The 22,576-nt window shown below is 62.3% G+C and carries 17 protein-coding genes and 1 pseudogene; 7 read left to right on the top strand and 11 right to left on the bottom strand.

Annotated features, from left to right (window positions below; all coding sequences use genetic code 11):
* Positions 1-1,809 (bottom strand): fibronectin type III domain-containing protein (locus JSV65_15900; GenBank protein UCH34019.1); only part of this gene is annotated, 1,809 nt, incomplete at its 3' end.
* A gap of 591 nt (positions 1,810-2,400) precedes the next feature.
* On the opposite strand from JSV65_15900, the gene JSV65_15895 reads away from it, so the two are divergent.
* Positions 2,401-4,968 carry an S-layer homology domain-containing protein gene (locus JSV65_15895; protein UCH34018.1) on the top strand — a complete coding sequence of 856 codons (2,568 nt, stop codon included), beginning with the start codon at positions 2,401-2,403 and terminating at the stop codon, positions 4,966-4,968.
* Positions 4,969-5,795: 827 nt separating this feature from the next.
* Here the strand turns inward: JSV65_15895 and JSV65_15890 are convergent.
* The 3 genes from JSV65_15890 to JSV65_15880 all read right to left on the bottom strand — a co-directional run bounded on the left by JSV65_15890 (position 5,796) and on the right by JSV65_15880 (position 7,455).
* The gene (locus JSV65_15890) at positions 5,796-6,005 is read right to left on the bottom strand and encodes a hypothetical protein (protein UCH34017.1); all 210 of its coding nucleotides are present in this window, start codon (positions 6,003-6,005) and stop codon (positions 5,796-5,798) included.
* 109 nt (positions 6,006-6,114) lie between these two features.
* Positions 6,115-6,405: a type II toxin-antitoxin system HicB family antitoxin gene (locus JSV65_15885; GenBank protein UCH36810.1), complete on the bottom strand. Its 291-nt coding sequence runs from the start codon at positions 6,403-6,405 to the stop codon at positions 6,115-6,117.
* A gap of 285 nt (positions 6,406-6,690) precedes the next feature.
* Complete coding sequence (locus JSV65_15880; protein UCH34016.1) at positions 6,691-7,455, bottom strand: NERD domain-containing protein; 765 nt, start codon at positions 7,453-7,455, stop codon at positions 6,691-6,693.
* A gap of 911 nt (positions 7,456-8,366) precedes the next feature.
* Between JSV65_15880 and JSV65_15875 the strand changes: the two genes are divergently transcribed.
* The 5 genes from JSV65_15875 to JSV65_15855 all read left to right on the top strand — a co-directional run bounded on the left by JSV65_15875 (position 8,367) and on the right by JSV65_15855 (position 13,566).
* Positions 8,367-10,148 (top strand): RNA polymerase sigma factor, encoded by a 1,782-nt coding sequence (locus tag JSV65_15875; protein UCH34015.1) that lies wholly within the window; start codon positions 8,367-8,369, stop codon positions 10,146-10,148.
* Positions 10,149-10,847: 699 nt separating this feature from the next.
* Entirely contained in the window at positions 10,848-11,435 is a 588-nt protein-coding gene (locus tag JSV65_15870) for a ParB N-terminal domain-containing protein (protein ID UCH34014.1), read from the top strand.
* Positions 11,432-12,595: a hypothetical protein gene (locus JSV65_15865; protein ID UCH34013.1), complete on the top strand. Its 1,164-nt coding sequence runs from the start codon at positions 11,432-11,434 to the stop codon at positions 12,593-12,595. Before JSV65_15870 ends, JSV65_15865 begins: the two co-directional genes overlap by 4 nt.
* Positions 12,596-12,599: 4 nt before the next feature.
* On the top strand, positions 12,600-13,070 hold the full coding sequence (locus JSV65_15860; GenBank protein ID UCH34012.1) for a DUF523 domain-containing protein: 471 nt from the start codon (positions 12,600-12,602) through the stop codon (positions 13,068-13,070).
* A 67-nt stretch (positions 13,071-13,137) separates the two neighbouring features.
* Positions 13,138-13,566 (top strand): hypothetical protein, encoded by a 429-nt coding sequence (locus JSV65_15855; protein UCH34011.1) that lies wholly within the window; start codon positions 13,138-13,140, stop codon positions 13,564-13,566.
* 305 nt (positions 13,567-13,871) lie between these two features.
* On the opposite strand, the gene JSV65_15850 is transcribed toward JSV65_15855, so the two are convergent.
* Positions 13,872-14,840, bottom strand: coding sequence for a hypothetical protein (locus JSV65_15850; protein UCH34010.1), 969 nt, complete (start codon positions 14,838-14,840; stop codon positions 13,872-13,874).
* A gap of 1,058 nt (positions 14,841-15,898) precedes the next feature.
* Between JSV65_15850 and JSV65_15845 the strand changes: the two genes are divergently transcribed.
* On the top strand, positions 15,899-16,564 hold the full coding sequence (locus JSV65_15845) for a hypothetical protein (protein ID UCH34009.1): 666 nt from the start codon (positions 15,899-15,901) through the stop codon (positions 16,562-16,564).
* 527 nt (positions 16,565-17,091) lie between these two features.
* Here JSV65_15845 and JSV65_15840 read toward each other — a convergent pair.
* The 6 genes and pseudogenes from JSV65_15840 to JSV65_15815 form a co-directional block, all read right to left on the bottom strand.
* Positions 17,092-17,565, bottom strand: coding sequence for a hydrogenase maturation protease (locus JSV65_15840; protein UCH34008.1), 474 nt, complete (start codon positions 17,563-17,565; stop codon positions 17,092-17,094).
* Positions 17,562-19,034, bottom strand: coding sequence for a Ni/Fe hydrogenase subunit alpha (locus tag JSV65_15835; GenBank protein ID UCH34007.1), 1,473 nt, complete (start codon positions 19,032-19,034; stop codon positions 17,562-17,564). Before JSV65_15835 ends, JSV65_15840 begins: the two co-directional genes overlap by 4 nt.
* Entirely contained in the window at positions 19,034-19,990 is a 957-nt protein-coding gene (locus tag JSV65_15830; GenBank protein UCH34006.1) for an oxidoreductase, read from the bottom strand. Before JSV65_15830 ends, JSV65_15835 begins: the two co-directional genes overlap by 1 nt.
* Before the next feature lie 14 nt (positions 19,991-20,004).
* Positions 20,005-20,442, bottom strand: coding sequence for a hydrogenase iron-sulfur subunit (locus JSV65_15825; protein ID UCH34005.1), 438 nt, complete (start codon positions 20,440-20,442; stop codon positions 20,005-20,007).
* Between the two features lie 111 nt (positions 20,443-20,553).
* Positions 20,554-22,098 (bottom strand): 4Fe-4S dicluster domain-containing protein, encoded by a 1,545-nt coding sequence (locus JSV65_15820; protein ID UCH36809.1) that lies wholly within the window; start codon positions 22,096-22,098, stop codon positions 20,554-20,556.
* Positions 22,075-22,314: pseudogene (locus JSV65_15815) on the bottom strand ((2Fe-2S)-binding protein). Before JSV65_15815 ends, JSV65_15820 begins: the two are co-directional and overlap by 24 nt.
* Between the last annotated feature and the right edge of the window lie 262 nt (positions 22,315-22,576).

Genomic DNA, 22,576 nt, shown 5'->3' with positions numbered 1-22,576 from the left:
GGTGTTGGAGTAGGTGGAGTTGCCATAGGCGTTATATGCCCGGACCCGATAGTAATAGGTCGTGCTCGGGCTCAGCCCAGTGTCCTGATAGACACTCACGTTCGCTGCCACCGTCGCCACCTGCACAAACCCGCTGCTCGCTGAAGGGCTCCGCTCAACCTTGAAGCCTATCTCGTAATTCGAGTTGTCCGTCCACGTGAGGTCAATGCGGTTGGTCGATGCGGCCGTCGCCCTGAGATTGCTCGGCGCCGCAGGGGGCACGATCAGCGTGGTCGCCCATGCCGTATTGGAGTACGCGGAGTTACCATACGCGTTGTAGGCGCGCACGCGGTAATAGTAGGTCGTGTTGCCAGCGAGGCCGAAGTTCTGGTAGGCGGTCACGTTGGCTGGCACGGTGGCGATCTGCACGAATCCGCTGGTCGGGTAGAAGCTCCGCTCAATCCTGAAGCCCGCCTCATTGGCGGAGTTGTCGGACCACCAGAGAGTGATCTCGCTCGAAGACACGGCCGTCGCGCTCAGGCCGTAGGGAGCTGCCGGCGGCTGCGGCTGGGTCGCGGTGGCGGTTGCGCTCGCCACATTGGACCATCCTGAAACACCGGCGCCGTTCTCAGCCCGCACGACATACCAATACGTCAGTCCCGGCTCAACGTCGAAATCGCTGTATGACCTGACATTCGCGCCGGGATGCTCGATGTTGACCCACGCCCCGGCGCTGGGCAGGCGCCAGAGGTCGAAGTTCGTTTCGTTATCCGAGTTGTCCACCCATGTCAGGTCAATCCGACCCGCACCGCCTACGGCGCTCAGGCCGCTTGGCGCGTCGGGCGGGGTGAGCATCACGACGCTGGTGGTCGCGCTCGCCGTATTTGAGTACGCGGAGTTCCCGTACGCGTTGTATGCCCGCACGCGATAGTAATATGTGGTGCTCGAGGCGAGGCCGGTATTGGCGTAAGACGTGACGTTCGCGCCGACGACGGCGATCTGCGTGAAGCCGCTCGTGGCGTAGTGGCTGCGCTCAATTCTGAAGCCGCTCTCGTTGGTAGAGTTGTCCTGCCACGTGAGGTTGATCTGCGTGGACGAAACCGCCGTGGCCCTCAGATCGCTGGGCGCGGCGGGCAAGGATAACGTCGACTGTGTCGTCGCGCCTGCGGTGTTGGAGTAGGCAGAAGCGCCGTACGAGTTGTACGCGCGTACGCGGTAATAGTACGTCGTACTGGAGGGGAGTCCGGTGTTGGAGTAGCTCTTTACGTTGGCACCCACCACGGCGATCTGCGTGAAGCCGCTCGTGGCGTAGAAGCTCCGCTCAATCCTGAAGCCGCTCTCGTTAGAGGAGTTGTCGCGCCAGGTCAGCTCTATCTGGCCTGACGAGACTGCGGTCGCGTTCAGGCTGCTCGGGGCCGACGGGGGCGTACCGGGCGTGGTCGCGCTGGCGATGTTGGAGTAGGCGGTATCGCCCTTCTTCGTACGGGCGTAGACGCGGTAATAGTAGGTCGTGCCGGAGGCGAGGCCTGTGTCCTGGTAGGAGGTCGTCGTCGCGGGGATTTCGGCCACGGCCGTGAATGCCGTGGTCGCGTACCGGCTGCGCTCAACAACGTACGAGTCCTCGAGGCCCGATGGGTTGCTCGAAGTCCAGGTGAGCTGAACCGCGGTTTGAGACATCACCGCGGCCTGGAGATTCTGCGGGGCGTCCAGCGCGGCGCCGGCCGGCCCGGCTGCGGCCGCCATGACTAGGGCGGCGACGGCTGCGGCTGTCAGCACACACGCGCGAATCGGGGCCGTTCCGGTGCCTGCGCGATCCCGGACGATCTGCATCTACTGGTACCTCCGCTACATGCTGGGGATGCTGCTCGGATTCGGCCGGTCCACAAATCTAGCATGATATGACATAACAGCGGCACTTGGGGGGTACTGTGCGCAGGCATTGTCAAAGCGAGATAGAACACCAGTTTGCTATCGGATAGGGCTGACGCGAAGTCCTTAACAATGCGGGAAGTATACTATATTTCGCTTACCCGTGCAAGCAAGCGAAGCAAACTTCTTCGGTCGCTGCCGGTTCGCGCTCGGCAGGGCCAGGCCCCGGCGCCGCGACGACGCGGATCAGCGTGGAATGGCACGGACATTGCGGCCTGTTGGGCACGTAGCAGACGGCTCCGTCGAGCTGGGCGCGAGCCGCCCTCGACGCCGCCCGCAGCGCACGTGACAGGAGACGCCGCCGCTGAGAGCGAAGCCCATATGTGAAAGTAGGGGCTTGGGGCGCTCGGTGGGATTGGTGCTCGCACCGTGGCGCGGCGGCGTTGTGATGCGCAGGCAGCGGTTAGAGGCGCGCGCAGCGGAATCTCGGTTCGCGGTTCCGCAGCGTCACCAGCTCCCAGCGACTCAGCCCGGGCCCTGAGGAGAGAGGTTATGCGAAGTCCCGTCATTTACGCCGTCGGTTGCCTCATCGCAGGCGCGCTGATGACCGCGATCGGGTCGTCGGTACAGGCAGGATCGGAGCGGGGGATCTGCGTCAACGGCAGCGGGCAGCAATCGCCTGCTGTCCATGGCGACCGGATCGTGTGGGCGGATACGCGCAGCGGGAACGCCGACATCTACATGAAGGACCTCTCCACTGGTTTGGAGGTTGCGATCTGCACGGCGTCGGGAGAGCAGACCGGTCCGGCGATCTGGGGCGATCGCATCGTGTGGCAGGACACGCGCAACGGCAACGCGGACATCTACATCTACGACCTCGCGACAGCCACCGAAACGCCGATCTGCACCGACTCGGCGCACCAATACAATCCCGATATCTTCGGCGACCGCATCGTGTGGGGCGACATGCGCAACGGCAATCGGGACATCTACATGTATGATCTCGGGACGGCCACCGAAACCCCGATCTGCACCGACGCGGCAACGCAGATCTTCCCCGATATCTGGGCCGATCGCATTGTATGGGCGGACGACCGTAACGGCAACCGCGACATCTATATGTATGACCTGACGACCAGCAGCGAAGCGGCGGTGTGCGTTGATTCGGCTGAACAGGACGCCCCTGCCATCTGGGGCGACCGCATCGTGTGGCAGGACAGGCGGAATTGGTCCACGAGTCTCTACGATATCTACATGATCGACATTACCATCGCGAGCCCGGATGGGCCGATCTGCGACGACGCCGCCAGCCAGACTGCGCCTGCCATCTGGGGCAACCGGATCGTGTGGCGCGACCAGCGCAATGGCGACTTGGGCGATGTGTACATGTACGACGTGACCTCCGACACGGAGAGCGCTGTCTGTATCGCTGCTGAATGGCAGAGCTCGGTCGCGATCTGGGGCGACCGCGTCCTGTGGCAGGATCAGCGCAGAGGCAACTGGGACATCTTCATGTACGATCTCGACCCGTCTTGGGGAGAGACGCCGATTAGCACTCTTGCCACTGACGACCTCGCCCCGGACGTGTGGGGCCATCGGGTGGTGTGGGAGGACTACCGCGGCTTGAGCGCGGACATCTACATGTACGATACGGCAGCGGGCGTCGAGACGCCGGTATGCACGGATGCCGCGGATCAGTGGTTTCCCGTGATCTGGGGCGACTGCATCGTATGGGAGGACTACCGCAACGGGATATTCAACGGCGACATCTACATGTACGACCTCTCGGTTGACCAGGAGATTTCGATCTGCACGGATACCGATGACCAGTGGAGCCCGGCCATCTGGGGACACCGCATTGTGTGGGAGGACTACCGGAACGGCAATGCGGACATCTACATGTATGACCTGGTGACCGGTGAGACTCCGATCTGCACCGACTCGGCGGATCAAGTGTACCCCGCCATTTGGGGCGACCGGATAGTGTGGGAGGACTACCGCAACGGGAACCCCGACATCTACATGTACGACATCTCCACGGCGACGGAGAGCGCGGTCTGCACCGATGGCGCGGCTCAGTATGACCCCGCCATCTCCGGGCAACGCATCGTGTGGCAGGACTGGCGCAACGGCAATGGGGATATCTACATGTGCGATCTCGCGACGGCATCCGAGAGCCCGGTGTGTACGGACGACGCACACCAGTGGCGTCCCGACATCTGGGACAGCCGCGTGGTGTGGGAGGACAATCGCAACGGCGGAGCAGACATCTACATGTACCACGTGCACACCGGCCTTGAGAGCCCGGTGTGCACGGATTCGGCAGATCAGGGATATCCCGCCGTCTCAGGCGACCGCGTGGTGTGGGAGGACTACCGCAACTTCGACGCCGACGCCTATCAGCACAAGCTTGCCGCGTGTTCCTTCGATGACGTGCCGCGCGATCATCTGATGTGGCCGGGCATTGAGGCGATATATGCCGCGGGCGTGACCAATGGCACTTCGATCGTACCGCCGATATACTCGCCGGCCGACACGACCACGCGTGGGCAGATGGCCAAGTTCCTGTGCATCGCCTTCGGCAAGACATGGTATGATCCGGGCACGGCGAGCTTCGGCGACGTGCCGCGGGGCGCAAACGGCCAATGGGACGGCGGAGGCGGCGGAGGCCTGGATGTTGACGGCACGCACATCTTCTACGGCTATGTCGAACGCCTCGCGGACCCGGGCTCCTGGGGCGGCACGGCGCCGACGACGGGGATCGGCGGCGGGATGTACGGGCCGACGCTCAACGTGACCCGCGGCCAGATGGCGAAGTTCGTGTCGGTGGCGGCGGGCAAGGCATGGTACGATCCGGGAACGGCGACCTTCGGCGACGTGCCGCGCGGCTCCAATGGCCAGGACGACGGTCCGCCGTACGTCAGCGGCCTGGATCCCGACGGGACGCACATCTTCTACGGCTGGATCGAGCGGCTGGCGGACCCGGGGGCGTGGGGAGAGTACGGCGCTCCCACCACGGGGATTGGCGGCGGGATGTATGGGCCGGCGCTGAATGTGACGCGCGGGCAGATGGCGACGTTCATGCAGCGCGCGTGCGAGTTCGAGCCGCCTGTTCGCTGAGGCAAGCCGGGCCTTGTCCAGGACTCGTGATGGGGACCGCTCGTCGCGGTTGGCGCGCTGTGGTTTCGTTTTCGCGCCAAGGTGCCCCTGACACCGGCGAGGGATGCCCCAGCGCGGACCACGCGCAGGTCCGGCGGTGACGACTACTTCCCCGGGGGTGGCATCCTGCCCTAGGGGGCAGACGGCGTCTGCAGAGCCCTATGCAGACAAGCCAGCCGAACACGGCGGAACGCACCGCGTCCTCGGTCTTCCTCTATCCTGGCAGGCACAAACTTCTTCCGCGTCCCGCCACCCGCCGGGGGCCATGCACAGCGAGCCGGCGCGACATCAAGGGCGAACCCTCCCTTAGGCTCCGTGGAGACTCCTGCCGCGCCGGCACATGAGCGATTCGCCACGGCGCGTGTGTATACGTGTACCGCCAGATCGCCAATTGCAGTAGAGGCTGGCGCGGTGAGCGCGGTGCGACGGTCCACTGCAAGCGAACGCCACGGCCACGACTGCGGCTGCAGCGGCGCTTCGCCTCTCAGCAGCCATCAGGTACCGCGCCGCCATTATCACCGCAGGAACAGTAAAGGGGGCGGCCCTCGCGACCGAGAAGAAGCGGCGACCGTCGCAGCTGACGGTCGCCGCACTCGACGGGTCAATCCGCGCTGCCCTTCCCGGGCCTCGCCCTGCGCGAGAGGAAGGGAGCAGGACGGTGTGGTCTGTAGTCTGGACAACACTCCCCGCCACATCTATCCTAGATCGGATGAAGGGAGCCTGTCAAGTACTATTGGCGTACACGCCAGACAATCTGGCCTGTGTTGGCGCAGCGCGAGCGATAAGCATCACCCGGCCTGACTAAGCTTCTGTTCCAGCTTCTCCACCCGGTCTATGAGCGTGAAGGTACCGCGCTTCGCCATGTCAGAGCAGATCTCCATGTCGCGGGCGACTTTGCGCTGCAAGTCTTTGAATTCTCGCTGCAAATCCGCCATTGCACTTCGCAGACCCTCGAACTCATCCGCCAACTGGCCTACCCGTCGTTCTAGATCTCGCATCGGACGCTCCCTCTCTTTATCACCTGCTTTCGACAGACAGCCCAAGAAACCGTGCGGTCACTTACCTGACCAGCAACCTGCGCCCATCGCCCCCCGTTTGCTCGGGTCATCATTCGGCATCTAGATTCTGGCGGCGTGCGGCGCCGCAGAGAACCCGGTAGCTGCCGGTATGGCGCTCGAATTCGCAGCCGATCCTGGCGAATGCCCGCACGACATGTCGCGCGGGCAGCGCCTCGCCTTTGTCGCGCAGCGCGGCCAGGCGGCCGGCGATAGCATCCCGGATGTTTGCCATCGCCTCCTCGACGGTGTCACCCTCGCTGACGCAGCCTGGGATGGCGGGACACTCGACGATGAATCCGCCGTCTTCCGCGTCCGGTTTCAACACTACTGGGTACTTTATGGCGTCCGTCGCCCTGCAACGCTCGATGTCGCCGTACGTCGGAGACGACCCGGCCCCATGCCCTCAAGCAACGCGCAGGGCCCTCCAGCCACGCCGTCTGCCTGACACGCCAGGTTATCAACCTGATCATATCACTCGCTGCACAGTAGCGTAAGGTTAGCCGAGGGCTGGCAAGCGTTGGTAGTCCTCACAGCCCGCGCGGGCAAAAAGGGATGAAGCGCTGCCAGGCCCGCAAGCTCAACTCTCCCAGTGACGTTGAGAGCGTCTGTCGCCCGCCTAGGCTCGTCAGCAGGTTGTTGGCGCGTCCTCGGCGGGCGGGATCGGCTGCTCTCGTGGACGTTCACGCTGAGTCAGAGCGTCCAAAATCACCCGCAGTTTGCTCTCCTCTAGACACGCTTGCGTATCCGACCTTTGAATGACTCCACGAAGCTCTCTCGTCGACACCGCCGGCGTCGCGGTGTCGACCTCCAACTGGGCGCCCGTGAAGACGACTGCAGATCGTACCGGCAGCGTGACCCCGAGGTGCTGTTTGAGGTATTCACCGAGCCGCCGGCAGTGCGTGGCATTCTGCGCCACCGGGTTGTAGAACTTCTCCCGACGCGTCCTACCGCTGTCCGGTCTCTTGATCTGTGTCCAGTGGCGCTCGTTCTCCTTGCCTCGAATGGTGCCGCGCAGTGACTTGGTCTCGATGCACCACAGCCCGTACGGTGACACCAGAATGTGGTCGATCTGAGCCGAGTCCTCCCCTACTCTTATGGTAACGTCGTTGAAGATCCAGTAGTCGTCCGGAAGCTTGCGCAGCTCGGCGAAGACGCGTCGCTCTCCGAGGTAGCCGCGGATGTATATGAGGGTGAAGTCAGTGACCTTCTTGGCAATGCCGAACAGGCCCACGGGGATGAAGAAGAGCAGCAGGCCATTGAGGTCATGCGGCCGTGATCGCGCGACCAACCAGATGGACCCAGCAGCGACGAGCCAGGTGCTCGCTCCAGCGAGAAATGCGATCAGAGCCTGACGCTGGAGCGTCGTTGCTTCCTTCACGACTCGCGCCATGTATCCCTCGCCGACCGCCGTAGCCGGCACCGGGCCGATCGCGCCTTGCGCCGACGCACAATTATCACACGACCGCCATCCGGCGTCAATTGGCACTGCCTTGATGCACCAGGCTCGCCGAGCTTAGGGCTTCGTCCGCTGCCCGAGGAAGGAAGGCAGAGACAGACGGGCAGCGAGAGGTCGATAGCCAGCAGCCTCAACGTGGCGACCAGGGTCTCCGCTGCACGTGGCCGCATCGAACTGCCCGCGCGACCCTCAAGGCACGAAGAGGCTGGCGCAGGTGCTACCGAAGCGCTACCGGACCGCTACCGAAGCGCCACCAAACCGCCACCCCTGGTCCTCGGGCGCATCAGCCCTTGGAACCGCGATTTCACACTCAACACGCGGATGATTTCCCGTCGCGGAGGCCTAAGGCGCACGCCAAGAAACCAGAACAGGCCGAAAAAGCGCTACCCAAGCGCCACCATGCTACCACCGCGATGCGGACTCCGGCTTACAGGCCCGCTCCTCACTGTCCTCTCCGCCGCACAGCCGCCTGGGCTGTGAGCCTTTGCGCGACCTTATGTATATAGCGACCACCCCCTGCCTCCGCCCGAATTCGCCGCTTCGCTTGTCGCGATTCCAGACAATGCCCGACAGTTGGGATATTACAGGCCCGCTTTTCGGCCACTCTTGTGGTTGAAGATGCCTTCCTCAATTGGTCGACTTTGCGCTCGCCTTGGCGCACAACACGCTGCCAGCAGCACCCGATAATGCTGGCCGCGGTAGTCTGTCCACGCCAACAGTGCGGTTTCGTCCCCAGCACATGCCCTTCCGGTCGCTCAACCCTTGCAGACAAGACGTCGCAGTGTGAGATAATGCATCTCGGGATGTGACATTTCCCGGTTGGAGCCCGACTATAGGACAGAGGATTGACCTTGGCGGAGCGGCGGAGTGACAGCGAGTTGGTTGCGAGGACGCTGGCGGGCGACCAGCGGGCCTTCGGCGAGCTGGTGGCCCGCTACCGACATGCTGTCCTCGGCGTTGCCTTCCATCGCGTGGGCGACTTCGAGAACGCCCGGGATGTCGCCCAGGAGGCGTTTCTGAAGGCGTACACCGGCCTGCCCAAGCTGCGCAAGCCGGAATCGTTTGCGAGTTGGCTTTACCATATCGCGGATCTGACCGCCCTCGAGGTCGCACGCCGACCCCGTCGTGAGGTGCTCTTGCCCCCTGACGAGATGCTCACTGCAGCCCCGCACGCGTCAGATGCCGCGACGTCGGATCTCGCGCAGCAAGTGCGCGAGGCCCTCGCCGCTCTTGATGAGCCGACCCGCCTGGCCGTCATCCTCCACTACATCGATGGCTATTCGCATGCCGAGGTTGCCAGCTTCCTCGGCACCACTGCGGGCGCGGTCCGCACCCGCGTCAGCCGGGCGAAGAGCCGCATCCAGGAGGAAATCATGAGCGAGGCGGAGCAGGCGCTGAAGGAAGCTGTGGAGCGGGTCCTGGCTGCCGTATCTGCGCAGAACTGGCAGGCCGCTCTGGATGAGGTAAAGCGGTCGGGCCTGCCGCCGGAGCAGTATCCCGATCTCGCTTATGGTGCTGGGCTGGCCCAGACCGTGCTAGGGTGGGAGCCGTTCAACCCACGGGCCCTCTCGGACGGCGCGAACTTACTGCTTCGGGCCTTGGAGAGTGGCCGCGGCGATCCGACGACGGTGTGGCGAGCGGTCAGCGCGCTCAAAGCTCTCGGCGAGTACTCGCGGATTCCCCCGGCCCTGGCGCGATACATGGAGCAGACACCGGACCCGAACGAGCGCGTACACGCGGGAGTAGTCTTGGCGAGCACCTGGGAGATACTGGAGGATCACGCGGCCGCCGTGAATGCGCACCGCGCCGCGCTGAGCGGCCTGGGCGAACGGGCCGATCTCGCGGCGAAGCTGGACTCTTACCTGATCGCCCACGTGGCACTGGCCTACGCACACACTGGCGCAGGACAGCAGTGGCTGGAGTCCGCGCTCCGGCTGTGGGAGGCGGCGCCGGAGAGCGCACGGACGCTGGCGAGGACGGGAAGCCTGATGTCGTCCGCGGTCAGCGTCTACCGCGCGAGCGAAGGACAGACGGCGCGGGCGCGCGAGCTGGCGCTGCGGCTGGCTGACGGCCTGCTGCGCGATCCGCGTCTCGGGGAAGGCGAGGACAGGGTTGTCGCGCTGAGGGCGAAGGGAGACATGTACCTGAAGCTGTACCGCTCCTACTCGGTCCTGGGGTTCCCGGAGAAGGCGCAAGTCGCGTTCGACATGGCGAAAGAGTCGGCCGAGGAGCTGGCGCGCAAGGCCGAGGCGCCGGGGCCGGAGCAGGCGGCGTGGCGGGAGGCGGCCTTCATCACGACGGCCAACGCGGGGGTGCTCTCTCGGTTCTGGGGCCGCACGCACGAGGCGCTGGCGCTGCTGAGGAAGGCGGAGCAGCTTGCCGCGCCGACCTCAACGACCGGCCCGGTGCTGCTCCACCTGGCGGCCGCAATCCTGCAGATCGGCGGGGATAGGCAGGAGGCGCTGCGCTACCTCCGGCGCATGGCTGAGGACAGGCCCTGGGTCAACAGCGGTGGGCCTCGGCAGGAGTTCGGCCGGGACCCCGCTTTCGAGTCGGTGCGTGACGCCCCCGAGTTCCTCGCCGTCATTAACGGGCTACGTGAGGCAGCATCGCAGGAGCAGAACTGAACGTACAACGTCGTAAGCAGCCCCAGACCAGGGCTACTCATTGAGGCGCCGACACAGCGACTCAGCCGCAGGTCTTGGATATGGCCGCGCGCTAGTGTTCACCGGCCAATTAGCCGGCCTCCTTCTCGTCAGTCCCCGACACGCAACAATTGCGAGATTACGGGCCCCTTTTCGTCCACTTCTTGGCCTCGAGATTCCACCCAGATTCCGCCCGAATTGGCTTGACTTCCGGCGCTGCCTGAGTGACGTATGTGTGCGACAGAACGTCGGGTTACAGGAGGTCACCCAGGTGGTCGAAGAACGCCCGGGCCACGGCGAAGACGACTGGGGGTCCGTATAGCGCTTCCGCTTCATGCTCTGAGCTTCCTGAGATAGGTTCAGTTTCCTCGTTTCGTCTCATCTCAAATGGATCAGATTGCGAGGCCCAACCCACCTCGACGAGCATCACTTCGGCCGCGTCGAGGTCTCGACAGCCACACGCGTGGTCGACCCAAGAGGAGCGCGCCGACGCCCCGATCCGGGTTTTGGTCTTGACAAACGGACGTTTTCGCCATACCATGATGCACACAGATTTTTGCATAGCAGGGCGCCGGGCATGAACAGTCCTGACGGAGCGTGAGGGTGCAGATGCGATGCGTGCTCGGGAGGGCGAGGGCGGGAATCCGTGACAAGGGGACAGGGGTGCTAGAGATTCGAGAGATGGAGTTGTCCAAGCTGAGGCACTGGGAAGACAACCCGAGGCTGAATGACCAAGCGGTCGGCGCGGTTGCCCGCAGTATTCGCACCTTCGGGTCTAATGTGCCGATCCTCTGCGACCAGAATCTGACGATCATCGCCGGCCACACCCGGTGGAAGGCGGCAAAGGAGCTGGGCCTCAAAGCGGTGCCGGTGATCGTCCTCGAAATGACGGACGCGCAGCGACGCGCGTTTTCGCTCGCAGACAACAAGACGGCCGAGATCGCGGAGTGGGATTCGCCGAAGCTAAGAGATCTGCTTGAGGAGTTGGGCGCTAAAGATATCAACCTTCCGGATCTTGGCTTCTCCGATGGGGAACTCGCAGCGCTTCTTGCCGCCCAGGGGGAGCCGGATTGGAGTGAATTTGACCAGCGTGTGCCTGCACCGGAGAATGATGCATACGCACTTGTACCGGTAAAGGTCCGGCGACAAGCGAAGGAGCCAATCCAAACGGCAATAAGGACATATGCGGCGGAGATCGGTGTCCATGAGAAGGATACGGCGGTATTGGCCGGCGAGGTAGTGCAGAAACTCTTGAAAGTCGAGGCGTGAACAGGGCGCTTGACAGCAAGGTGAAGTCGACCGTAGCCCAGCTGCGCAAGACTTGGGCTAAGCTCGAAGCCAGGCATCGTTTCGTTGCTTTTTCAACGGGTAAGGATAGTCTTGCGGTAGCCGCGATGCTTTACGAGGCGGTCGGTGCCGAGCGGCCGCCCTGCCTGTATGCGCATCACGATCTTGAGTTCCCGGAGTACGAGGAATACGCTGAACGGCTGAAGGCATTTGGCTTTGCCATTGAGACAGTGAGGCCCTTTCTTGAGTATTTCGAGCTCATCGATCGTGGAATCGGCTTCTTGACACTCAAGGATGCGTGGTGCCGTCCGCTGCTCATTGGAACCGGCCTCTTCGAGTGGCTTCAGAAGCGCGGTGCGCGCAATCCACGGGCAGCAGTTATGTTTCGTGGAATGTCCGGCAGCGAGTATAGCCGCGGACTCCATGCGCCATTTGAGATCTACCAGCGGCTGAATATGCCCTGTTTCAACCCGCTCTTGAATTTCTCCAGGAATGAGATCATAGAGATTGTCACAAGACGCTACGGTCTCCCCCTTAACCCGATCTACGAACACATGGACCGAACCTACTGCATATGCTGCTACACACCGGAGGCGAAGAGCCAGGCTTATAGCCGTCAACGTTTTCCAGACGTTCACTTACGCTACTATGGCTCGATAGAGCAAATGCTCTTCGACAGCGGCCTCGTGGAAAGGTGTCATGACGCGGCCTGTCACAGGACGAAGGAAGAAAAGATCTCCCGGCACGGCTTCGTTCACTGGAAGCGGTTGGGGGCGCAGGATGCTGTCGGTGCGGTCAGGTGTCGGCTGCGAAGTGGCGCGCTTTCGTACTACGTACGCGACAAGGCGTGGATCGCGACGAAACACCTCGACCCCGTCAACGGACGATGGGTTCGACAAGGCAACGAGATCCGGTTCTGGGATGTTGCCGAAAGTGTTGCCGATGGCTTAATCAAGCGGATGATCAACTGCCTCGACTGCGGATTCTGCGTCGTCCAGTGCTTCTCGTGTCGGCGATTCGATCGGGAGACAAAGACATTGTCAATCGAAGGATGCATTCAGTGCGGCAGGTGCCTTCCCCTCAAGTTCTGCACGGGATGGCGACATCGATTCTGGCGTCGTGTAGGCGTGGACGGGACATAGACATATGACTCGCAACACGTTCGAGAAGCAAGCGTTTCTTTTGCCGCCCGGGGAGTGCCCTCCGCTTCTGGCCCCGGTCCTCATCAGTGCCTGTCTCCTGGGCATTCCCTGTCGTTGGCATGGTCGGCGTGCGAAGCGTCGCGACGCCCTGTTGGCGCGGCTTAAGCAGCGCTATGTCCTGATCCCTATCTGCCCCGAGCAGCTGGGTGGAATGCCGACGCCCCGCACGAGCGAGGGATTAGCCGGTGCCATCGGCGCAGATGCCCTTGACGGCAGGGCACGCCTGATCGCTCCTGAAACCGGCGAGGACGTGACGCGCTTTCACATCGCTGGCGCGCGCTTCGCGCTGGAGATCGCGGAAATCGTCGGCGCGCGGCGGGCATACTTGAAGTCCGGCAGCCCCTCCTGTGACCGCGAGGGCGTAACCGGCGAACTGCTCCGCCGCGCCGGGATCGAAGTCGTTCGGGTCGCATAGCAGGTTAAGGACGATGCCAAGAAAGGTGCAAACCTCTTTCCTTCAATCGGAGGCGTCGAGGCCGTCGTTGCCGGCCGATTACGCGCCCGTTCGCCCGGCGGGTTTCAGCGTCGAGCGGATGGTACTGACCAAGGGCAGCCAGAGTACGCCCGAACGCCGCCGCTTTGTGGAGCGCATTTGCGGGCTATATCCAGCGGCTTCCTTGATCGAATGCCTGGAGGTTCCTCACAACCGGGTTCACCTCGGAGAGAGTGACCCCGTCGCGCTCCATCGCGAGGGAGTCCGCACGCTCGTCTTCGGCGAGCTCGGGAGCGCAGTTCGTCGCAGTGAAGAGACCGGGAACACCTGTCCCAACTACTGGCACTTCTCGGTCTATGGCTACTGCTTCTATGGTTGCGCGTATTGCTACCTCGCCGGCACGCGCGGGGCTTACATCGGTATCTTGGGCGGGCGAGGGAACGGCGGGTCCGCGTGCCTGCAAGTATCCAGCCGGTGATGGAGAAATCCTATAGGCGATCCCGCTTGGTGCGTAGCGCAGGATCGGGCCGACGACAGACGAGCGATGCGCGTGGAGGTCCGCCGTCACCAGCGACTCTACGCCGCTGCACCTGTGCCTGCTGCCGCGACGCATCCCAGCGTTATCCTTGCCCTGCGTGCCGGTTCCTGTCGAAGTCGGAGCTCCGCGGTCTCTCTTGACCATTCATGCAGTCATGCCCGCACGAGCTGGCACACCCGGCCACGCGACCCACCGCCTCCGACGAGACCCGAGCTTTGCGGACGGCCCGCTTGCTCAGTACCACCCTAGGGCTCGTACTTGAGGATGAAGCCGATGAGGTGGGTGGGGCTGATAATCAGATCAAAAGGCCCCGGACCGCCTGGCGCGCCAGCCCTGCCGCCCTGGCCTGCCATCCACCCGTGTCGCTCATCAACGAAAACTACCTCTGTCAGCCATACGCTCTCAATGCCCTCGGCGCCGGTCTCCACGCGCTGCCACGTCTTGCCTCCGTCACGGGTGTGCAGTGCCACACCTCCCTGGCCCACGACCCAGCCCTCGAGGCGCGTTGGGAACGACAGATCCATAAGATAGGCCTCGTTCTCGACCCCGCCTACATTGGGGGTCACCAGTTCCCACGCCTTGCCGCCATCTACGGTATGCAGGAGCGAGACACCATCGACTATAGCCCACCCTTCGTTTTGGGTCGGGAATTCCAGCCGGCACGTGCCACCTCCGCCGGAGACGGCCTCGGTGCGTACCATCTCGAACGTCATCCCACCGTCCTCGGTCTTGAGTACAGCTGCGTTGGCCGTTCGTCCCCACGTTGTGACCATAACCCAGCCGTGGAACTCATCGGCGAAGTGTATGCCGCACAGTTCAACGTCGGGCCACTGACTCAAGGGATGGGACACCTTCCTCCATGTGATTCCGCCGTCTACGGTATGGAGTAGAGCATTTGGTTGTGGCGTACGCCTGTACTGGGCGATGGCCCACGCTTCACGCTCGGAGATGACGGATAGGTCCCGCAACTCGCGTCCTTCGCCGATCTCCCGCTCCCACGTGTCACCTGCGTCGGTGGTTCTCCAGATCACATTGAGCGTGTCACCGGCAGTGCCGTTGGCTTCGTCCCGTGCCTGCGCCAGACCTATGATCCAGCCAGTCCTGCTGTCGGCAAAATCGATGACGGCTAGCCACGTGATTTCCCTCAACGGCGGCACCTCGCCCTCGCCCTTCTCGGGAGCCCAAGTTACGCCACCGTCATCCGTACGCTGCACACGGTCATCATCCTCGGAGCCGATGGCAATAGGCACTACCCAGCCGCGGGTCGGGCTCACGAACGTGAGCTCGATGTAGGAGCTCGCCGCCTCTCCGCGTCCGGGGTCAGATACAAGGACGGGAACCCAATGTTGCGACCTGTGTAATGAGCCTATCCCGCCGCAGCCGCCACATGCAAACAGGCAAGACAACAAGCAACCGACGAGGATAGGGGTACAGATCGCAAATCGTTCGCTTTCCATATCAACCGTCTGGGCAGGGTGCCATGACACTGCGAAGCCGTCGCATAGCCCATGGGGTGAAACTTCGTGCCATGTGGTTCTGGTCAAGGACGCGTCTGGAACTCACTGGGAGGGCCACGTGGGGGTGAAGTACTTCATATCGAGGGATGACGTCACTTTCCCTTGCGTGGAAGTGCACGAGGGCAGTCACGTACTAGATATAGAGGCATGCTGCGCGGAGCTCGGCAAAGCCTACGTGCCAGGAGGGGGGGTGGCCACTCTGCGGCTAGCATGGCATGCCTGGATTGCTGAGAACCTTCGCTACGTAGAGTGCCGTGCCTACCAGTTACAGAATCACTGCCTATACAGGCTGAAGCGCGAGCACGACTGCATTCTTCACTATAAGACGCCTAAGTGCAAGGCGATAAACAAGATGATCTGCGAGGTCGAAGACTGGCTAAAGCATTTCAATTGCAGTAAACCATTGCCCAAGAGCTTAACGCCCTGCCCCTTCGAGGAAGGCGCCATATCTTTCTGAGGCCACCAGAATGCTGCAGCAAGCGACGGCATCGGGCTATCGCTGCCGTACCTCGAGGCATCCGGCAGAACCCCAGCAGAAAGGTTGAATGCCGGGGACAGCGACTGCATAAAGCACATACGTGCACCAGCCGCGAGCGGCATCGTAGCTAATATGGGGTGAGCAGTGACCGCAGCAACCCGGGCTGCGCGTGTGGGCCAGTCATCGCCAGCGAGTTGCGCCCCAAGGATGTTATCGCGCCCAACCAATTGTGTGCAAGGTACAGAGTCACGGGCACTGGCGGTTTGGGGGTGGTCGTGTGAGGAGCACATTCGATCCGGACGGCGTATCGATCGAGCATATCCTGGTAGGCGTCGACTTCATGCGCCCAGGCAAGCAGCTCGGGCTTGGGCTGAGCGTCATCCGTGTCCTGATCCCGGGCAAGATCCACGTTTTCATGGGATATCCCCGCAGCGCATTTGAGCACGTGTACGTGCTGGAGGGGGGAAAGGCCGTCAAGGAGATCACGGACCTGCGGGCTCTTGTCGGCGATGTCGAGATAAGGTCGCCGGAGATGGCGCTCCGGTATGTCAGACTGCAGACCTCACCCGCCACCGGCTACACCTTTGCGCGCCCACTACTTGAGGTGGCGCCGCTAAGCGCTGTGGATGACGCATTCGTGTTCGGGCGACAGGAGGTAGCGGAACGCATCAGACTCGTAGACGCAAACGATCGGCATCGTTCGCATGGGGTCTTGCTCGACGAGGAATGGCATGACAACGCGCTTCGCGGGCCTGAGCTTGAGAGAACTAGTCAAGGGTTCACTGTCAGGCGGATTCTTTACGGATTCGAGGGTGGCCTCCCATATGAATATACCGCTTGGCGGACTGTAGAAAGCGTCTCGACCGATGGCCGTGTGAGGAGGAAACGCCTGCAGCAGTTGCCGATAAAGGGGGTCGCGCTTGCCATGCATCATGAGGCATAGCCGCGGAGTTCGAGAAGGTCGCAGGCAGCGGCAGAAGACGGGCCGCCGGACGGCATCAGTGCTGTCGAAGCGGGTGCGCAGGCTCCGGTCACAGGAGCCATGTTGGCGCCCGGATCGCCGTCGCCGAGCTTCGACGATGCGGCCAAGATGTTCGTGGACTATCCGACCCGGTACCGCAGCTACTCGCCGGCGACGGTACAGGCCTAGGGCAGGGACTTGCAGGTGTTCCGGGAGTTCGTGGTGGCGCGATTCGGCTCAGTTCGGCGGCGCGGATGGCTTGCTCGAGAGCGAGCCGCCTCTGCCGCCCGGGCCAGCGGGCGCTGACTACGAGCGCTCGGACGATGAGGGAAACAGCCGCAGGGAAGACCTCCACTTCGGTTCCGCTTTTCAAGCGGAAGCGGCGCCCGGAGGCGCCGCCCGTTGGCTTCAGATGATAGGAGGAACTGGCCTCCAAGGCAAGCGCAGGGCCTAATCAGAGTGGTTTCACGGGCCCTTGACAACGACACCTGATCTCACAACGGCTTAAGTTAGGCTAGGCGGCCCACCGAACCGTCCAGTTCGGCGCGGATCAGATGAATGACCTTGGGAACAGCCGCTTCGACCTCCGGAGAACACGGGCCGCCGAACACGCTGAACTCGTTCGTCTCGATTCCGAACACGCGCACGCGCGTAGGCATGTTGACTCCGAGAGCTTTTCCCGCGGCGAGGACTGTGGCCAAGCCCACGTGGTGCAACGATGTCGGAGTCCTGCCGCTCTCCATGTCCTTCGGGTCGAGAACACGCACATCGCCGACCTTTCCGGTTCCCGTCTTGATGGCGTCCACGATGATGACCCGATCGAAGCCGACAAGGAAGTCAACGAGTTCAAGGCTGGCGGCGCAAGTTTCCCTTATCTCGATCTCCGGGGTCTTGGCCTCCCGATTCAATCTCCGGACGACCTCGAGGCCTACGGCGTCGTCTGACAGGAGATCGTTGCCAAGCCCCAAGATGAGCGTCTTCACCTGACAATCTCCTGCAAAGGCGCGCCGTCGCTGTCGCGAATCCGAACCACGAGCGGCATCTCCCCAGGGAGCGCATGGGTCGCGCACCCGAAGCAGGGGTCATAGGCTCGGAACGCCATCTCCACCATGTTGAGCAGTCCCTCGGTAGCGTGTCCTTTCTTGATCAGCCCCTGAGCCGCCTTCTTAATGGACATGCAGATCGCCGCGTGATTGTTGCCGGTTGCCACGATTAGGTTCACGTCGGTGACCATGCCGCGCGGATCGGTCTTGTAGTGGTGGAAGAGAGTTCCCCGCGGAGCCTCGACGATGCCCACCCCCTCGTCGGGCGTCGCGGTCGGAAGGCTACGCACATCGGGGCTGGTAATCTCCGGGTCCTGCGAGAGTTCCAGAAGCCGCTCCGCGGCATACATCAACTCCACGAGCCTGGCCCAATGGTTCGCCAGTGTTGCGTGCACGGGCTTGCCGCCGAGGGTGGAGAACATCGCCTCATACGCCTCCTGCGCGAGCGCGGTCGCCATTCCATCGGCGGCGTTGAGCCTGGCCAGCGGAGCGACCCGGTAGACGCCGCTGTCGTTGCCCTCGACCAGGCCCTTCCAACCGACTTGCTTGAGGAACGGGAACTTCAGATACGACCACGACTCCACATGCTCGCCGACGTGATCGAGATACTGAGCCGGTTTGAACTTGGCGAATTCCTTTCCCTCGGGGTCCACGACACGTACGTCTCCCTCGTAGAAGTTGACCTTGTTCTTCTCATCCACCAGCCCCATGTAGTAGCTATGCATCGTGTAGACGTCGCCGAGGATGATGTCCACATATTCCTTGTTCTTGAGAACCACATCATTGAACAACTGCAGAGAGAACTTGGCGAACTCCACGGTGGACTTCGCCATGTCCTCGATTCGCTTGCGCTCTTCCTCGTCAATCGGCTTGCTCATGCCGCCGGGAACACCACAGACCGGGTGGGTCGCCTTGCCTCCGATCATCGCTTGAATGTCCTGGGCGTAGGCCCGGTGTTTTATCACCTCGCCGCCGATTTCCAGGCCCACTTTGGCCACTATCCCAAGGATGTTGCGCTGCGCGGGGTCGGCCTGGGGCCCCAACACGAAGTCGGGAGCCGCCAAGGCATAGAAGTGGGCTATGTGCGAGTGGATCATGTGCGCGCAGTAGAAAAGCTCTCGCAGCTTCCTGCCGGCGGGCGGCGGCTCGACGTGAAACACCGCGTCCACCGCTTTCGAAGCGGCCATATGGTGGGCGCCGGGACAGACACCGCAAATCCTGGGCGTGATGCGAGGCAGCTCCTCCACCGGCCTGCCCGCGCAAAACTCCTCGAACCCTCTCAGTTCCGGCACCTGGAAATACGCGTTCTCGACATCACCCTCGTCGTCGAGGAATATCTCGATCTTCGCGTGGCCTTCCAATCGGGTCACCGGGTCAATGGTTATCCGCGTCGCGCGCTCTTTTGCCATCACGACTTCACTCTTCCCAAAGTGGAATTTGCCAATCCGAACCTGTAGAACGTGCCCAGCGGGTCGTCGATACCTTCTACTGCCCGCGCTATCTCTTGAGGATCATCCGACGCCACCAGCGAGGCCATCGCGGCCAGCAGCTTGGCCCCTTGATCCTGAACGCCGGGCGGAGCTCCGAAACAGCCCCGGCAAGGCATGTTGACGTTCACGCACCTCGCACCGCAGCCACCCCTCGTGCCGGGCCCGGCGCAGACGAGGCCCTGCTCCAAGAAGCATTTGCCCCTATCGGGGATCATCTCCCACGGCCGCTTGAACTGCTTGACCGTCTTCTCTTCCGACCGCTCCCGCTCGCACTCATCACAGAGGACTTTCTCCGACGCGATGGTTGCGCCGGCAGGGGGCAGCTCGCCCTTCAAAATGGCCGTCACCGCGGTGAGAATCAGATCCACCGGGGGCGGACATCCGGGGATGAAGTACTCCACGGGAATCACCTGCGCAAGGCTCCTGACAACATCGTAGAACTCTGGAAGCGTGAGCTCCCCCTCAGGCACCTCATGCGTGGTGCGGGGAACGACGGTGTCCGTGTTCACGGTCGACAATGTATCGTGGTACACCTTGCGGAATATCTTCTCCCGATTGGACACGTTACCCAGACTCGGAATGCCGCCGAAGCACGCGCAGGCCCCGAACGCAACCAGCACCTTGCTCTTAGCCCTGAGGAGCTTGGCAATCTCCTCTTGCTCCGAATTCCGCACCGCTCCGTTGAACAGACACACATCCACCGATTTTTCCGGCAGGGCTGCGACGTCCTTGTATTTGAAGTCCAGAGCCAGGGGCCAGAGAACGATGTCTACGTTCTCGGCGACGTCCAGTATCTTCTCGTTGATGTCGAGTATGGCCACATCACAGCCGCCGCAGGCAGCCGCCCAGTATATCGCAAACTTGAGCTTGTCCATGAACCTTCCTCCGACTAGTCCGCCGGAACCGGATGTTTCACCGCTCGCCAGTTGAGTGGGCCGAGCCTCCGCACTTGCTTCGTCATGTCCGCGATCACCGAGGCGAACTTTTCACCCTCCGCGGCGGACACCCATTCCAGGCGGACCCTTTCCTGCTCTATGCCAAATTGCTCCAACATCCGCACCAGCAAGCTGTAACGCGCCACGGCACGGTAGTTGCCGACCTGGTAGTGGCAATCGCCTGGATGGCAGCCGGCGATAAGAACGCCGTCAGCCCCGTCGGCCAACGCCTGCAGCACGAAAGAGGGATCGACGCGCCCCGAACACATCACTCGGATAGGAACCACGTTCGGCGGGTATTGTAAGCGGCTCGTCCCCGCCAGGTCGGCGCCGAGATACGAGCACCACCTGCACAGGAAACCGACTATTCTTGGTTGGAATCCCTCAGCCATCAGTGTTGAACCCTCCTCTGGCCCCAACAAAGCGTAGGTCCGTTTTTGCGGAAGCGAGATTCCCTGGCCGGGCACGCTTCACTGCATTGAGAATGACATGGATGCTCCGGATTAAGTCCCTTCCATCAGCGCGCCGGCGATCTCCGCTAAGATCTGATTATCTGCGAAGTGCCTTTGCCGCGCCGCACCGGACGGGCAACCGGAGGCGCAGCTTCCACAGCCCTTGCACAGAGCCTCGGTCACGACGGAAACCTTGTTCTCATCGTCAAACGTAATGGCGCCATACGGACACACGCTGATGCAGATCTTGCAGCCGCCGCACACCTTGTCATCGATAGCGGACGTGATAGGCTCCAGATGAATCACCCCTGCCCCAGACAGGGACAGAGCCGCACCAGCCGCTGCCGCCCCCTGAGCCACACTATCCGGAATGTCCTTGGGTCCCTGGCACGCGCCCGCCAAGAAGATGCCGTCTGAAGCGGTCGATATGGGAGCGAGCTTAGGATGCTGCTCCAGGAAGAAACCGTCCTTGCTCCGCCCGACAGAGAAGCGTCTGCCGACCTCCGCAGCGTCCTTCCGCGGCACTAACCCCGTCGCCAGGATCACCATGTCCACCGGAATCCTGCGCACCTCGCCGAGCAGCGTGTCCTCGCAGATGATGACCAGCTTACCTCTCTCCTCGGGGGTCTCACAAACGTCGGTCACTTCCGCGCCCTTCCCCCGGATGAATATCACGTCCTCGCGGAGGCACCGCTTGTAGAACTCCTCATATCCCTTGCCGAACGCGCGCAGATCAATGTAGAACTCATAGACGTCGCCGTGCGTCTTCTCTCTGACCAGGTGTGCGAACTTCATCGCATACATGCAGCACACGCGAGAGCAATACTCGTTGTAGTTCTCGTCGCGGCTTCCGATGCAGTGGAGAATCCCGACGCTGGCCGGAGCCTTGCCATCCTCGGTCAGTATCTTGCCGCCCGTAGGACCGCCGGCATTGCTCATCAGTTCGAACTCCAGCCCGGTTATCACGTTCGGCAGCCTGCCGTAGCCGTATTGGAGCAGCGCCGAGCAATCGAAAGGCTCAAATCCGGTAGCCAGAATAATGCTTCCGACCTCGATCTCCTCCGACTCGTCCTCCATGTCGTGGTTGATGGCGCCCGGCTCGCAAAACTTGTCGCATACCTTGCAGAAGCCGGTCTTCGCGTGGATGCACGATTGGGTGTCGATTATTGGCGCGTTGGGCACCGCCTGCGCGAAGGGGACATGGATGGCCTTCGGTGGCCCGAGGTCGAGTTCGCGGTGCCGCAGAACGTCCTCACCGTCCAGTCTAATGGCCCCCGTCGGACACACCTGCGCACACGCGCCGCATGCTATACACACATCCGACGGCATGTCATACGGCGTGGTCACGATGCGGTCGGGCCCTCGATTGAGGAAGTTGATTGCGCTCACGCCCACGACCTCCTGGCATGCGCGCACGCACAATCCGCACAGGATGCACTTCTCGTCGTCCTTGTCCGGCTCGAATCGAGGCTTGCCCACACCGAGCTGATCCGCAAGCTCCCTGAGTTTCTCCACCTGTGGGCACCTGGCGAGCAGAAGCTCAACTATCACCTTCCGTGCTTCCAGCACCTCCGGAGTATCCGTTCTGACCACCATGCCCTCTTGAACCGGATACCCACAGGAGGGCGCCAGCTTTCTCCCGCGCTCGTCCGTCACCTCCACAATGCACAGACGGCAGGCCGTATAGGGCTCTATCGCTTCGTGATAGCACAGGGTCGGTATCTCGATGCCCAGTTGCCTGGCCGCCTGAAGTACCGTCGCCCCTTCTTCCACTTGCAAGCGTCGCTCGTCAATGGTCAAAGCAACCATGTGCCTATCTCCCTGCGCCTCTCGTTCGCATTATTCGTCATCCTGAGCGAATTGAACGATCTAGCAGCTCGATTCTTCGCTTCGCTCAAAATGACCGAGTGTCGGCCATCCGAGTGTATTGCAGACCCCACAGGCTGAACCGCCCGTTGCGGCACTACGGTGACTTGTCATAGAGATGGCATCGGAGGCATCGGGTCGCCTCATCCCGCGCGGATTCCTTCGACAGGCTCATTTCCACTGTGTCGAAACCGGCACGCCTTTGCTC

Source organism: Armatimonadota bacterium (genome assembly GCA_020354555.1).
Classification (GTDB): Bacteria; Armatimonadota; Hebobacteria.
This window is presented reverse-complemented; position numbering and strand designations above follow the sequence as displayed.

What these genes read in the sequence shown, in the direction of transcription:
- JSV65_15895 (UCH34018.1), top strand. Translation starts at nt 2,401, where the DNA reads ATGCGAAGTCCCGTCATTTACGCCGTCGGTTGCCTCATCGCAGGCGCG.
- JSV65_15890 (UCH34017.1), bottom strand. Translation starts at nt 6,005, where the DNA reads ATGCGAGATCTAGAACGACGGGTAGGCCAGTTGGCGGATGAGTTCGAG.
- JSV65_15880 (UCH34016.1), bottom strand. Translation starts at nt 7,455, where the DNA reads ATGGCGCGAGTCGTGAAGGAAGCAACGACGCTCCAGCGTCAGGCTCTG.
- JSV65_15870 (UCH34014.1), top strand. Translation starts at nt 10,848, where the DNA reads ATGGAGTTGTCCAAGCTGAGGCACTGGGAAGACAACCCGAGGCTGAAT.
- JSV65_15860 (UCH34012.1), top strand. Translation starts at nt 12,600, where the DNA reads ATGACTCGCAACACGTTCGAGAAGCAAGCGTTTCTTTTGCCGCCCGGG.
- JSV65_15835 (UCH34007.1), bottom strand. Translation starts at nt 19,034, where the DNA reads ATGGCAAAAGAGCGCGCGACGCGGATAACCATTGACCCGGTGACCCGA.
- JSV65_15830 (UCH34006.1), bottom strand. Translation starts at nt 19,990, where the DNA reads ATGGACAAGCTCAAGTTTGCGATATACTGGGCGGCTGCCTGCGGCGGC.
- JSV65_15825 (UCH34005.1), bottom strand. Translation starts at nt 20,442, where the DNA reads ATGGCTGAGGGATTCCAACCAAGAATAGTCGGTTTCCTGTGCAGGTGG.
- JSV65_15820 (UCH36809.1), bottom strand. Translation starts at nt 22,098, where the DNA reads ATGGTGGTCAGAACGGATACTCCGGAGGTGCTGGAAGCACGGAAGGTG.